The sequence below is a fragment of the Blastococcus sp. LR1 genome, from assembly GCF_020166105.1.
Classification (GTDB): Bacteria; Actinomycetota; Actinomycetes; order Mycobacteriales; family Geodermatophilaceae; genus Blastococcus.
On record NZ_JAIUJY010000002.1, the window covers coordinates 758,588 to 771,623 of the forward strand.

Annotated in this window: 12 protein-coding genes; 9 read left to right on the forward strand and 3 right to left on the reverse strand. The window is 73.2% G+C overall.

Annotated elements, in window-relative coordinates; all coding sequences use genetic code 11:
• The first annotated feature begins 10 nt into the window (after window positions 1-10).
• The 3 genes from LBW97_RS08305 (at window position 11) to LBW97_RS08315 (ending at window position 3,625) form a co-directional block, all read left to right on the forward strand.
• Window positions 11-757 (forward strand): TetR family transcriptional regulator, encoded by a 747-nt coding sequence (locus tag LBW97_RS08305; protein WP_224498925.1) that lies wholly within the window; start codon window positions 11-13, stop codon window positions 755-757.
• Window positions 754-2,805: an acyl-CoA dehydrogenase gene (locus tag LBW97_RS08310; RefSeq protein ID WP_224498926.1), complete on the forward strand. Its 2,052-nt coding sequence runs from the start codon at window positions 754-756 to the stop codon at window positions 2,803-2,805. The genes LBW97_RS08305 and LBW97_RS08310 overlap by 4 nt, the downstream gene beginning before the upstream one ends.
• Window positions 2,806-2,893: 88 nt before the next feature.
• A complete protein-coding gene (locus LBW97_RS08315) occupies window positions 2,894-3,625 on the forward strand; it encodes a trimeric intracellular cation channel family protein (protein ID WP_224498927.1) in 732 nt (243 codons plus the stop codon).
• A gap of 2 nt (window positions 3,626-3,627) precedes the next feature.
• Here the strand turns inward: LBW97_RS08315 and LBW97_RS08320 are convergent, their stop codons facing one another.
• Window positions 3,628-6,378 carry a SpoIIE family protein phosphatase gene (locus LBW97_RS08320; protein ID WP_224498928.1) on the reverse strand — a complete coding sequence of 917 codons (2,751 nt, stop codon included), beginning with the start codon at window positions 6,376-6,378 and terminating at the stop codon, window positions 3,628-3,630.
• A gap of 169 nt (window positions 6,379-6,547) precedes the next feature.
• On the opposite strand from LBW97_RS08320, the gene LBW97_RS08325 reads away from it, so the two are divergent.
• Window positions 6,548-7,648 carry an EAL domain-containing protein gene (locus tag LBW97_RS08325; RefSeq protein WP_224498929.1) on the forward strand — a complete coding sequence of 367 codons (1,101 nt, stop codon included), beginning with the start codon at window positions 6,548-6,550 and terminating at the stop codon, window positions 7,646-7,648.
• 52 nt (window positions 7,649-7,700) lie between these two features.
• Window positions 7,701-7,874, forward strand: coding sequence for a DUF1059 domain-containing protein (locus LBW97_RS08330; protein WP_224498930.1), 174 nt, complete (start codon window positions 7,701-7,703; stop codon window positions 7,872-7,874).
• A gap of 76 nt (window positions 7,875-7,950) precedes the next feature.
• On the opposite strand, the gene LBW97_RS08335 is transcribed toward LBW97_RS08330, so the two are convergent.
• Window positions 7,951-8,874, reverse strand: a complete 924-nt coding sequence (locus LBW97_RS08335; RefSeq protein ID WP_224498931.1) for an aldo/keto reductase — start codon at window positions 8,872-8,874, stop codon at window positions 7,951-7,953.
• 117 nt (window positions 8,875-8,991) lie between these two features.
• On the opposite strand from LBW97_RS08335, the gene LBW97_RS19915 reads away from it, so the two are divergent.
• Together LBW97_RS19915 and LBW97_RS08345 are read left to right on the forward strand one after the other, a co-directional pair.
• A complete protein-coding gene (locus LBW97_RS19915) occupies window positions 8,992-9,441 on the forward strand; it encodes an HU family DNA-binding protein (protein WP_255600430.1) in 450 nt (149 codons plus the stop codon).
• Between the two features lie 169 nt (window positions 9,442-9,610).
• Entirely contained in the window at window positions 9,611-10,873 is a 1,263-nt protein-coding gene (locus tag LBW97_RS08345; RefSeq protein WP_224498932.1) for a serine hydrolase, read from the forward strand.
• 105 nt (window positions 10,874-10,978) lie between these two features.
• On the opposite strand, the gene LBW97_RS08350 is transcribed toward LBW97_RS08345, so the two are convergent.
• Entirely contained in the window at window positions 10,979-11,440 is a 462-nt protein-coding gene (locus tag LBW97_RS08350; RefSeq protein ID WP_224498933.1) for a MaoC family dehydratase, read from the reverse strand.
• A gap of 141 nt (window positions 11,441-11,581) precedes the next feature.
• On the opposite strand from LBW97_RS08350, the gene folP reads away from it, so the two are divergent.
• Together folP and LBW97_RS08360 are read left to right on the forward strand one after the other, a co-directional pair.
• Complete coding sequence (folP, locus tag LBW97_RS08355) at window positions 11,582-12,442, forward strand: dihydropteroate synthase (protein ID WP_224498934.1); 861 nt, start codon at window positions 11,582-11,584, stop codon at window positions 12,440-12,442.
• 114 nt (window positions 12,443-12,556) lie between these two features.
• Entirely contained in the window at window positions 12,557-12,982 is a 426-nt protein-coding gene (locus LBW97_RS08360; protein ID WP_224498935.1) for a PaaI family thioesterase, read from the forward strand.
• Window positions 12,983-13,036: the final 54 nt, after the last annotated feature.

Here is a 13,036-nt window from a genome sequence, read left to right on the forward strand (position 1 = left end):
TGTCGGTCACATGAAAGCCGAGGCGGTGAGACGTAGGTCGCAGGTCGGTGCCCCGCACGACAAGATCGCGCAGGACAGCGACCCGCGCGACTCGAAGCCCGCCGGTACCCGCGATCGGCGGAATTCACGCTGGGACGAGCACCGTCGTGCCCGGCGGGAGCAGCTGGTCGACGCGGCGCTGGCCGCGGTGGGCCGACACGGCTCCGGCGTGGGCATGGAGGAGATCGCGGCGCAGGCCGGCACGAGCAAGACCGTCGTCTACCGGCACTTCGCCGACCGGTCGGACCTGCACGTCGCCGTCTGCGGCCGGGTCGCAGCAGGGCTCCTGCCCCGCCTGCGCGAGGCGATGGAGAGCAGCGACCACCCGCGGGAGATGACCGCCGCGGCGATCGAGACCTACCTGGCCTTCCTGGAGGCCGATCCGGAGGTCTACCGCTTCGTCGTCACCCCGCAGCCGGGCAGCGACCCGGTGGATCCCGTCGCCACCCTCGCCGACCTCGTCGGCGACCAGGCGGCATCGCTCATGGCCGTCGCCCTGGAACGGTCCGGCCGCGATCCGGCCGCCGCCGGCGCCTGGGGCCACGGCCTCGTCGGCCTGGTCCGCTCGGCTGCCGACTGGTGGCTTCGGGCCGGGCGTTCCATGCTCCGCACCGAGCTCGCCGCACACCTGACCGATCTCGCCTGGGCCGGTGTGTCCGGCGTCGTGGCCCAGCAACCCCCAGTCGGGGATTCCCGCAGCACCAAGGAGGAACAGTGACCAGCACCCTTCCCGCGTCGGTCGACCCGAAGGTCCTCCAGGAAGTCCTGGACGGCCGCTGGGCGCACATCCGGCGCGACGCCCGCGAGAACCTGCACGACCCCGACTTCCTCCCGGTCTACGGCGAATCCATGGCCGAGGCCCGCGAGCGCGTGACGCGGGCGGCCAAGAAGCTCGCCGACTCCGGGCGGGTGGGCTACGGCTTCCCGAAGCAGTACGGCGGCGAGGACGACATGGGCGGCTCGGTCACCTCGATCGAGATGGTGGCCTTCGCCGACCTCTCGCTCATGGTCAAGGCGGGCGTCCAGTGGGGCCTGTTCGGCGGCGCGATGCAGCTGCTGGGCACCCAGCGGCAGCACGACAAGTACCTGCGCGACGCGATGAGCTTCGACCTGCCCGGTTGCTTCGCGATGACCGAGACCGGCCACGGCTCCGACGTCCAGCAGCTGCGCACCACCTGCGAGTACGACCCCGAGACCGGGTGCTTCGACCTCAACACCCCGCACGAGGCCGCGCGCAAGGACTACATCGGCAACGCGGCCAAGGACGGGCGGATGGCGGTGGTCTTCGCCCAGCTGATCACCCAGGGCGTGAACCACGGCGTGCACGCCTGGCTGGTGCCGATCCGCGACGAGCAGGGCAACCCGATGCCCGGCGTCACCATCGGCGACGACGGACCGAAGGCGGGCCTGCCCGGCGTCGACAACGGCCGGCTGAGCTTCGACCACGTCCAGGTCCCCCGCGACATGCTGCTGAACCGCTACGGCCAGGTCGCCGAGGACGGCACCTACTCCTCCAGCATCGAGAACGAGACCCGCCGCTTCTTCACCACGCTGGGCACCCTCGTGCGCGGCCGGGTGAGCGTCGGCGGGGCCTCGGCCTCGGCCACCAAGATGGCCCTCGACATCGCCGTCCGGTACGGGAACTCGCGCCGCCAGTTCGCCGCCCCCGGCGAGGAGCGCGAGATCGTCATCAACGACTACCTCGTGCACCAGCGCAAGCTGCTCCCGGCGCTGGCCAAGACCTACGCGCTGCACTTCGCGCAGGGCGAGCTGGTCTCGACGATGCACGACGTCCAGACGGCGGTGCACGTGCACGGCCAGGAGATCGACGAGCAGGCGCAGCGCGAGCTGGAGTCCCGCGCCGCCGGGCTCAAGGTCGCCCAGACCGCGCACGCCACGGCCACCATCCAGATGTGCCGCGAGGCCTGCGGTGGCGCCGGTTACCTGCAGGAGAACCGGCTCCCCCACCTCAAGGCCGACACCGACGTCTTCACCACGTTCGAGGGCGACAACACCGTCCTGCTCCAGCTGGTCGCCAAGGGCCTGCTGACCGGCTACCGCGACAACTTCGGCTCGCTCGACGGCTGGGGCCGGGTCAGCTTCGTCGCCGACATGGTCCGGGAGACCGTCCTGGAGCGGACGGCGGCGCGCGCGCTCATCCAGCGGCTCGTCGACGCCGTCCCCGGCCGGGACGACGAGGTGCCGATGCTCGACCGCGGCTGGCAGCTGAAGATGTTCGAGTTCCGCGAGAAGCACTCCCTCGAGGGCGCCGCGGGCCGGCTGCGCAAGAACTCGACGACCGAGGGCATGGCCCCGTTCGACATGTTCAACTCGGTCCAGGACCACGTGCTGAAGTCGGCGCAGGCGCACATCGACCGGATCGTGCTGGAGGCCTTCGTCGCCGGCGTCGACCGCACCGAGGAGGGGCCCGGCCGGGAGCTGCTCGACAAGGTCTGCGACCTGTACGCGCTCTCCACCGTCGAGGCCGACAAGGCGTGGTTCATGGAGCACGGCCAGCTCACCCCGGCCCGCGCCAAGACGCTGACCGGCACGGTGAACCAGCTGCTCCGCGAGCTGCGGCCGCACATCACCACGCTGGTCGACGGGTTCGCCATCCCGGACTCGTGGAAGGCCGCGAAGATCCTCGAGGAGGAGCCCGGTCGCCAGGAGGCGATGGCCGCCCGCGACGCCGAGCTGCGCGTGATCAACGGTCAGGACACCCCCGACGGCACGGCGACCGACGTGGACGTGGCGCCGGGCCAGTAGAAGGACCTCGTCCTCCCCCACCCTTCGCAGGCTCAGGGCGGGCCCCTGGACGAGGCCGTTCCAGCACGTCTCGGGAGAATGAGCAGCCGTGGAGATCCTCGCGGCGGCCGAAGCGCTGCACTTCCCGGCCGCCGTCGACCTCACCGCGATCGTGATCGGCGCCCTCACGGGCGGCCTGCTGGCCGCCCGTGAGGGCTTCGCCGTCTCCGGCGTGCTGCTGCTGGCCGTCAGCGGCGGCCTGGGCGGCGGGCTCATCCGCGACGTCCTGCTCGCCGAGGGCCCGCCGGTCGCGCTGACCAACCAGGCCTACCTGCCCACGGTCGCGATCACCGCGATGGTGACCTTCTACTTCTCCGGCTGGCTCTCCAGGCTCACCGGGCTGCTCGTGGTCCTGGACGCCGTCACGCTGGGGTTCTTCACCGTCATCGGCGCCCAGAAGGCCCAGCTGGCGGGGCTCCCCAGCGCCTCGGTCGTGTTCGTCGGCACGGTGACCGCGGTCGGCGGAGCCGTCATCCGCGACGTGCTGCTCGCCGAGCGCGCCGAGATCGTCCGGCCCGGGCCCTACAACGCCGTCGCGGCGCTGATCGGGGCCTCCGCGCTGACGGTGCTCGCCGGCCCGCTCGACCTCGACCCGCTGCCGGTCGCCGCGATCGTCATCACCCTGGTGGCGGCGCTGCGGGTGCTGTCGGTCTGGCGCGGATGGGAGGCGCCGGTCGCGGTCGACCTGCCCGAACGCACCCGGAACCGCCTCGACCGACGGCGGCAGCAGCGGCCGGAACGCCGTCGCCCCGGCTCGGCGCTGTTCCGCCGGCGGAGCTGAGCTCAGGCCTCCGACCGGAGGCGGACGGCGAGGACCGCGACGTCGTCCTCCGCGCCCGGCAGGAACATCTGGTCCAGCACGCGATCGCACAGCTCGTCCAACGGCAGGCCGGCGCACTGCCCCAGCACCTGCAGCAGCTGCTCGGTGCCCTCGTCGATGTCGCGGTCGCGCCGCTCGACCAGCCCGTCGGTGTGCAGCAGCACCGTCGAGCCCGGCGCCAGCACCGCGACGTGGTCCTCGCGCACGGTCTCCGGCGCCACGCCCAGCAGGAGGTCGGCCTGCTTGCCGTCGAGCAGCACCACGCTGCCGTCGGAGGCCAGCAGGACCGGCGGGGGGTGCCCGGCGTTCGCCCAGCGCAGCAGCATCCGGCCCGCCTCGTCGTCGGGCGCCGGTTCCAGGTGCGCCACGAGGGCGGTGGCCATGGTGTTCAGCGCCAGCCCCTGGACGGCGCGGTCGAGCTCGGAGAGCACCGCCGCCGGGGAGCCGCCGCTGGAGTAGCTGATGCCGCGCAGGAGGCCGCGGACCTGCCCCATGGCCGCGGCGGCGCGGGTGTCGTGGCCGACGACGTCGCCGATGGCCAGCACCGTCGTCCCACCGCGCTGCTCGAACGCGTCGTACCAGTCGCCACCGATCTCCGCGCCCTCGGCGGCCGGCACGTAGCGGACGACGATCTCGCTGTGATCCGGCTGCGGCGGATCGGTGAGCATGCTCCGCTGCAGTGCGTCGGCGAGCTCGCGCTGCTGGCCGTAGAGCCGGGCCTGGTGCAGCGCCAGGCCGGCGCGCCGGCCGATCTCGACGGCGGTGTCCACCTCGGCCTCGCCCAGCGGCCCGCGTTCCTCCCGGGCGAACAGGCCCATCGCGCCGAGCGTCTGACCGCGAGCCACCAGCGGCACCACCACGCTGGAGGCGGCTCCCAGCCGGGCGAAGCGCTCCCGCACGCTCGGGTCGGGCAGCGCCCGCGTGACGTGCCCCCAGTCGATGACCGGCATGAGCACCGGCCGGCCCGTCGCGGCGACCGTGCGCGCGGCGGCCTCCTCCGTCATGACGCCGACCATGGCCCGCACGTACTCCTCGACCTCCGGGCGGCGGCCGGGGTCGCGGTGGCCGGTGGCGACGTCGTGCAGCCGGCCCTGCTCGTCGGTGACGACGATCCAGCACCAGTCACCGAGCTCCGGCACGACCAGCGAGGCCAACTGCTCGATCTGCTGGTCGAACTCGAGCGTGCCCGAGAGCACCCGGCCCGCCTCCGCGAGCAGCCTGAGCCGCTGGTTGGCCTCCGCCATGGCGGCGACGGCGGCGTCGCGCTCGGCGTCTGACTGCAGCCGGGAGACGCTGAGCGCGATCTGCGCGGCCAGCGCCTCCAGCACCTCCACGTCGTCGCCGACGAACTCGTGCGGCACCGTCCAGACGGCGAGGAACGTGCCCAGCACCCGGCCCTCGACGCGCAGCGGCATCGCGGCCATGGCGCGCAGACCGAGCATCGCCACGATCGGCTCCAGCGCAGGGAAGCGCGCGGTCGCCGCGGCCATGTCGCTGAGCAGCAGTCGCCGGCCGTGCCGCGCCACGTGCTGAGCGGGCAGGGCGTCGTCCTGGGGGAGGACGACCCCGTCGGCCAGGCTCTCCCTCTCCGGGCTCTCCTCGCGGACGGCGGCGAGCAGGTTGTCGGTCATGTGCAGCCGCAGCGGTCCGCCGGGGGCGTCGAAGACCGCCAGGGCACTGGACTGCGCGCCGAGCACCTGGGCGCCTCGCAGCACGACCTCGGCGAGCTCCTCCATGCGGGCGGCGTTGGCCAGCTCGGCAGCCACCTCGGCGACGGCGGCGGCCCGCTGGACGGCCGTGAGCCGCTGCTCGGCGTTCCCACGGGCCTCGGTGATGTCGAGAGCCGTGCCGAGCACCCGCGCCGGCGCGCCGGACGCGTCGGCCACGACCCGCCCGCGGCCCAGGACCCAGCGCACCGCGCCGTCCTCCCGGAGGGCCCGGAACTCGACGGTGTAGTCGCCGCGCTCCTCGACCGCGACACGCATGGCCTCCGCGATCGCGGCGTGGTCGTCGGGGTGGACGTGGGTGGCGAGCACGTCGTCCAGCGAGTTGAGCTCCACGGCGGAGGCGAGCCCGAAGATGGCGGCGCAGCGGTCGTCCCAGTGGATGGTCTCGGTGCGCAGGTCGCGCTCCCAGATGCCGACGGAGCTCGCCTCCAGGGCCACCTCCAGCCAGGTGCGGGAGGTGCCGACCGCCGACTGCGCCGCCGAGAGCTCCAGCTCCGCCACCACGGAGGCGGCCAGCTGCTCGAGCAGCTGGGCGGCGTCGTCCGACCAGTTCCGGGGTTCGGGGTCGTAGACCGCCAGCGCGCCGACGACCTGGCCGGACGCCGCGACCAGCGGCGCACCGAGGTAGGACAGCACCTGGCCGGAGGTGACGGCGGGCAGGTCGGCGACCCGCTGGTCGTCCACGGCCGAGGGGATCACCAGCGGCGCCCCCTGGCGCACCGTGATCGCCGACAGCGCGCCGGTGAGCAGCGCCGGGCCGCCCACCACGCCGGCCGGCAGACCGAAGCCACCGACGACGACGTCGTGGTCGGTGAAGAGCGTGACCTTGGCGTGGCCCACGCCGAGCACGCGGGCGGTCAGGGCGGAGAGCCGGTCGAACGCCGCCGGGCCGGGGACCTCCAGCAGCAGCCGTCGCGCGGCGGCGGTGCGGAGGGGATCGGTGAGCGGGTCGACCGCCGGCTGGGCGGCGCTCTCGGACGTGGACACCGCACTCCCTCCGCCGGGATCGCGCTCCCGGTCCGGGCGCGTCCACCCCACATGCTGGCACGTCGGGCCCGGCTCTCCGAATGACGGCACCTCACCCGCCGGTCACTCCGACGGGGGGAGCCCGGGGACCCGATTCAAGTGCAGCCCGTATCCGGCCGATGACCTGGGCATGATCGGCACGCGGACGGCCCGCCTCCCCGACTGCCGCCCGCTGCTCGCGAACGCGGACGACCTCACCCTCGTCTTCCAGCCGATCGTGAACCTCGCGAACGCCACGATCGCCGGCTACGAGGCCCTCGCCCGTTTCCCCGGCGCCGCCGGCCCGGATGTCTGGTTCGCCGCCGCCGCCGACGCCGGCATCGCCGCGGAGCTCGAGGCGCTGGCGATCCACAAGGCCCTGGCCGCCGTCGACAGCCTGCCCCCCAACACCTTCCTGACCGTCAACGTCAGCCCCCACCTGCTGGGTGCCGACGCCGTCCAGCGTGCCCTGGCCAGCCGCGACGACCTGCACCGCGTCGTCGTCGAGCTGACCGAGCACACCCCGGTCGACGACCTGACCTGCCTGCGCCGGCAGACCCAGGCGCTCCGCGAGCGAGGCGCGCTGATCGCCCTCGACGACACCGGCAGCGGCTACTCGGGCCTGCAGCAGATGGCCACCGTGCGCCCGCAGCTGGTGAAGCTCGACCGCTCGCTGGTCGCGGACGCCGACGGCGACCCGGTGCGCATGGCGCTGGCCGAGATGGTCGGCGAGTTCGCCGGCAAGATCGACGCCTGGCTGCTCGCCGAGGGCATCGAGACCCCTGCCGAGCTGGCCGCCTTCACCCGCCTCGGTGTGCCGCTGGCGCAGGGCTGGCTGCTCGGCCGGCCGTCACCGGAGTTCCTGCCGCTGACCGCCGAGGTCGAGAAGCTGGTGCGCGCGCAGACCGCCCGCGCCCGCCTGACCGACAGCGTGGCCAGCCTGCTGCGCCCGGTGCGCCAGTGCGTGCTCGGCGAGGACGACACCCCCGAGGTGCCGCCGGTCGTGCTCGTCGGCGAGCACGGCGAGCCGTGCTCGCTGCTGCTCTGCGACCCCCGGACGCTCGAGGTCTACACGGCTCCGGTGTCGCTGCGGGTCCACCCCTCCACCGACATCGGCGACGCGCTGCAGCGGGCCCTCACCCGCGTTCCGGCCCAGCGCTTCGACCCCGTCGTCTGCACCGACCCCACCGGCCGCGTACTCGGCCTGCTGCGCGTCGAGGACCTGGCGACGGCCGCCCGGGCCACTCGCTGAACCCACCACCCGGCGGCCGACCGGCCCCCGGAGAACCCGAGGAGAGACATCCATGAAGCACTTCGCCTGCGGCGACATCATCCCCGGCTGCGACGCCACGTTCACCGCCGCGGACGACGACGGCATCCTCGTGCAGACCCGCGCGCACGCCGTCGACGCTCACGGCATGCCCGCGCCCGGCACCGACTCCGATGCCCTGGTGCTGCCGGCCATCCGCACCGCCTGACACCTGGCGTCCGCGCCTCCTGAGCCCAGCGCCCGTCCCCCCGCCCCCTGACCCCGGGCGGGGACGACGGGCGCTGTCATGCGCTGGCGTCGGTGAGCCGCCGGCGCTGGTCGTCGGTCAGCACCAGGTCCTGCATCGGCAGCAGGTCGGCGAGCTGCTCCACCGAGCGCCCGCTGGCGATCGGCGCGACGACGCCCGGCTGGTCGGCCAGCCAGCGCAGCGCCACCGCCGTCATCGGCACGCCCTGCTCGGCCGCCACGTCGCGGAGCGCGGCCAGCACCCGGTCGCCCCGCTCCCCCACGTAGGCCGCGGCACCCTTCGCCCGCGGCGAGTCGATCTGCTCGCCCGGGGCGTACTTGCCGCTCAGGAAACCCTTGGCCAGCGCGAAGTAGGGCAGCGCGCCCATCCCGGCCCCGGTGACGACGTCGCGCAGCTCCGCCTCGAATGCCGGCCGCTCCATCAGGTTGTAGTGCGTCTGCAGCGCGACGTAGCCGGTCACGCCGATGCGCTCCGCCGTCCCCAGGGCCTCGGTGAGCCGAGCCGCCGAGTAGTTCGACGCCGCCACGTGCCGCACCTTGCCGGCCTGGACGAGCTCGTCGAAGGCGGTGAGGGTCTCCTCCAGCGGCGTGGTCTCGTCGTCGTAGTGCGCGTAGTAGAGGTCGATGACGTCGGTCTGCAGGTTGCGCAGCGAGCGCTCGGCGGCGGTGCGGATCTCGGCCGCCGCGAGGGGGTGCTGCTTCTCGCCCGGCGAGGCCTTGGTGGCCACGACGATGCGGTCCCGCACGCCGCGGTCGGCCATCCAGCGGCCCAGGATCTGCTCGGAGACGCCGTTGCCGTACATCTCCGCGGTGTCCACGAACGGGGAGACGGTGCCCGGGGTCGCGTCGAGGTAGCGGTCGAGGATCGCGTAGGACGTCGGCTCGTCGGCGGTCCAGCCGAAGACGTTGCCGCCCAGGCAGAGGTCGCTGACGGAGAGGTCGGTGCGGGGGATCAGCGGCATGCCTTCCACGCTAATCACAGGTCGCTGCTGCGGGGCGGCCCGAGGTGAGACGCACGTGACTCCGGGGGTCTTCCGCGGCCCCGCAGGGACCCCCCGCTGGCCAGATGTCGGGGCGACATGGCAGCGTTCCTCCTGATTCGTCCCCTCCACGGGGGCCGAATACCCGGCCACCGCGCGCCCCGCGCGCCGGCCCGGGCTCCTCCCGGGGCCACGGGCGCCGGGGGGAACGAGCCGGCTGAGTGCCGAACACATGGCACCGCCACCGCCTACGAGAGGAAGCACATGAACAAGGCTGAACTGGTCTCCGCCATCGCCAAGCGCGCCGATGTCCCCGCCTCGACGGTGGACTCCGTCCTGGCCGGGCTGCAGGACGAGCTCGTCGACGCCATCACCCGTGGCGAGAAGGTCGCCGTCTCCGGTCTGATCACCGTCGAGCGCACCCAGCGCTCTGCGCGGACCGGCCGCAACCCGCAGACCGGTGAGTCGATCGACATCCCGGCCGCCAACACCGTCAAGGTGACCGCGGGCTCGAACCTGAAGAAGGCCGCAAGCTCCGTCCCGGTCTGATCGGCACCGTCTGATCAGCACCGTCTGATCGGCAGCACCACCTCGTCCGCCGCCGGCGGGCGCCCGACCCCGTGTGTCCGGGCTCACACCTCGTGAGTCAGGATGCCGGTCGAGGCGTCGCCGGCGGCGGTCGGCGTTCCGGGACATCGGCACACAGACGGAGTGAGTGGTGGACGTGAACGACGACCTGAAGGTGAGCACCGACCCGGCCGAGGTCGGCATGGACGGCAGCCGGCTGGCGCGCATCGACCAGCGGCTGACCCGCTACGTCGACGACGGGCAGATCCCCGGCTACCTCGTCACGGTGGCCCGGCACGGGAAGCTCGTGCACGTCGGCACCGGCGGCTCCCGTGACGTGGAGAACGGCCGCCCCGTCGAGCTCGACACCCGCTGGCGCATCTACTCGATGACCAAGGCGGTCACCTCGGTCGCGGCGATGATGCTGTACGAGGAGGGCGCCTTCCAGCTCACCGATCCGATCGCCCGGTGGTTGCCGGAGTTCGCCGAGACGCGGGTCTACGTCGCCGGCTCGGACCAGAAGCCGGTCACCGAGCCGCTCATGGAGCCGATCCGGGTCTGGCACCTGCTGACCCACATGTCCGGCCTCACCTACGGCTTCCACCGGGCGACGGTCCCCGACGCGATCTACCGGAACAACGGCCACGAGTGGGGCACCCCGCCGGGCGCGGACTCCGCCGAGGTCTGCCGCCAGTGGGCCTCGATGCCGCTGCTGTTCCAGCCCGGCAGCGAGTGGAACTACGGCGTCTCCACCGACGTCCTGGGCCGGCTGGTCGAGGTCGTGTCCGGGCAGCCGCTGGACGAGTTCTTCGCCGACCGGATCTTCGCGCCGCTCGGCATGACCGACACCTCCTTCGGGCTCCGGCCGGACGACGACCCCGACTCCCTCGCCCGCCTCTACGCCGCTGTCCCCGGGCAGCCCGGAGGCGCGCCCACGGGGTTCGTGCCGCTGGACGCGATGGGCGAGGCAGCGCACAGCAAGCCCGCGTTCCTCTCCGGCGGTGGCGGGCTGGTCTCCACCGCCGGCGACTACCTGCGCTTCGTGGAGATGCTGCGCCGCGGCGGCTCCTACGACGGCGGGCGGCTGCTGGGTCCGCGCACGCTCGGGCACATGCTGCTCAACCACCTGCCCGGCGGTCGTGACCTGGAGAGCTCGGGTCGGCCGCTGTTCGCCGAGACGCCGCTGCGCGGGGTCGGCTTCGGGCTGGGCTTCTCGATGGTCATCGACCCGGTGCGCTACGGCGTCGTCGCCAACCTGGGCGACTACAGCTGGGGCGGGGCGGCGTCGACGGCGTTCTACGTGGACCCGCTCGAGGACCTGACCGTCACCTTCTACACGCAGCTGCTGCCCTCGAGCACACTGCCGATCCGCAACTACCTGCGTCAGCTGGTGAACCAGTCGATCGTCGTCTGAGCGCGCTGATGATCAGCTCTCCTGATCGTTAGGCGTCCTGGCTCAGCACCGGTGGTGAGCCAGGACCCGGAATGATCAGGTCACCTGATCATTCCGGGTCTCAGCTCACAGGTAGCGGCGGTAGACGACGGTGGCGACCATCGCCGGCTTGCTGCCGCCCTCGATCTCCACGGTGACGGTGAGGCTCATCTGGACGCCGCCCTCGAACGGGGTCGCGGCCTCCATCGTCGCGCCGGCGCGCACCCGGGCGCCCACGGGCACCGGCGAGGGGAAGCGCACCTTCTCCGTGCCGTAGTTGACGCCCATCCGGAAGCCGCTGATCTCCACGATCTGCGGCACCAGCGAGGGCAGCAGCGACAGCGTCAGGTAACCGTGGGCGATCGGGCCGCCGAACGGGCTCTCCTTCTTCGCGCGCTCCGGGTCGGTGTGGATCCACTGGTGGTCACCGGTCGCCTCGGCGAACTGGTTCACCTGCTCCTGGGTCACCTCCACCCAGTCGCTGTAGCCCAGGTGCTGGCCGACCAGGCCCTGGACCCCCTCGACGCCGTCCGCGGTCGTCTGCGCCATCAGCTCTGCCTCCACTCGATCCCGACGAGATCTGCACACTCGTCCCTGTCAGCCCGGCGATGAGGGCGAGTGTGCAGATCTCGACCACATGCGGTCTGGTTGGCTGACTCCACCACACACCACGATCGGACGGGGAGCGGGTTGCTGCGACTGGGTGCCCTCGACGTGCCCGACGGCCGGTTCGTGGTGATGGCGATCGTCAACCGCACCCCCGACTCGTTCTACGACCGCGGCGCGACCTTCGAGCTGGCCGCCGCCGTCGAGCGGGTGGACGCCGTCGTCGCCGAGGGCGCGGACATGGTCGACGTCGGCGGCGTGAAGGCCGCACCCGGCGAGGAGGTCTCCCCCGCCGAGGAGATCCGCCGCACCGTCGACCTGGTGGCCGCCATCCGCGCCGCGCACCCGACGCTGCCGATCTCGATCGACACCTGGCGGGCCTCCGTCGCGCGGGAGGTCCTGGCGGCCGGCGCCGACGTCGTCAACGACGCCTGGGGCGGGGTGGACCCCTCGCTCGCCGCCGTCGCCGGGGAGGCGGGCGCGGGGATCGTGTGCACGCACGCCGGAGGGCTGCCGCCGCGCACCCGGCCGCACCGCGTGACCTACGACGACGTCGTCGCCGACATCGTGGCCCGGACGACGGCGCTGGCCGACGCCGCGGTCGCCGCGGGCGTGGACCGCGAGCGGGTGATGGTCGACCCCGGTCACGACTTCGGGAAGAACACCCGGCACTCGCTGGAGGCCACCCGGCGCCTCGGCGAGCTGGTCGACACCGGCTGGCCGGTGCTGATGGCGCTGTCGAACAAGGACTTCGTCGGCGAGACCCTCGACGTCCCGCTGGAGGAGCGGCTCACCGGCACCCTCGCGGCGACGGCGGTGAGCGCCTGGCTGGGCGCGCGGGTGTTCCGGGTGCACGACGTCGCCGCGACCCGGCAGACGCTGGACATGGTCGCCTCCATCCAGGGCACCCGGCCGCCGGCTCGCACCGTCCGCGGCCTGGCCTGAGCCCCGCGACGTCGGTCGGCGCCGCGCCGCGGGGGCGAGTGCCGCGCTGCGGGGCGGCACCCACGCCCACACCGCGGTCTCGACCCCCGCGCGCCCGGCGATAGGTTCCACGGCATGGCCGCTACCGGGTTCCACACCGCCGCCGAGCTCAACGACCTGCTCCCGGGCACCTTCCCCGGGCTGCTCGGCATCGTCATCGACACCCACGAGCGCGGGCGGCTGACCAGCCACCTCGACGTCCGCCCCGAGCTGCTGGCACCCAACGGCTACCTGCACGCCGGCACCGTGGTCACCCTCGCCGACACCAGCTGCGGGCTGCCCACCCGGGCGCTGCTGCCGGAGGGGTCGAGCGGCTTCACCACCATCGAGCTGAAGAGCAACCACCTGGGTACCGCGCGCGAGGGCCGGATCGAGTGCACCGCGACGAACGTGCACGCCGGGCGGACGACGCAGGTGTGGGACGCCGTGGTCACGAACGCGGAGAACGGGAAGACGATCGCGCTGTTCCGCTGCACGCAGTCGGTGCTCTGGCCCCGCTGATCGGGCGAACCCGCCGGTAACCCCCTTGTGAGCAGGGACACGGGGAGTGTGAGA

Coding starts and splice junctions, on each gene's coding strand:
- LBW97_RS08350 (WP_224498933.1), bottom strand. CDS start 11,440: ATGGCGCAGACGACCGCGGACGGCGTCGAGGGGGTCCAGGGCCTGGTC.
- LBW97_RS08360 (WP_224498935.1), top strand. CDS start 12,557: ATGGCCGCTACCGGGTTCCACACCGCCGCCGAGCTCAACGACCTGCTC.
- LBW97_RS19915 (WP_255600430.1), top strand. CDS start 8,992: ATGGCAGCGTTCCTCCTGATTCGTCCCCTCCACGGGGGCCGAATACCC.
- LBW97_RS08330 (WP_224498930.1), top strand. CDS start 7,701: ATGAAGCACTTCGCCTGCGGCGACATCATCCCCGGCTGCGACGCCACG.
- LBW97_RS08325 (WP_224498929.1), top strand. CDS start 6,548: ATGATCGGCACGCGGACGGCCCGCCTCCCCGACTGCCGCCCGCTGCTC.
- LBW97_RS08305 (WP_224498925.1), top strand. CDS start 11: ATGAAAGCCGAGGCGGTGAGACGTAGGTCGCAGGTCGGTGCCCCGCAC.
- LBW97_RS08335 (WP_224498931.1), bottom strand. CDS start 8,874: ATGCCGCTGATCCCCCGCACCGACCTCTCCGTCAGCGACCTCTGCCTG.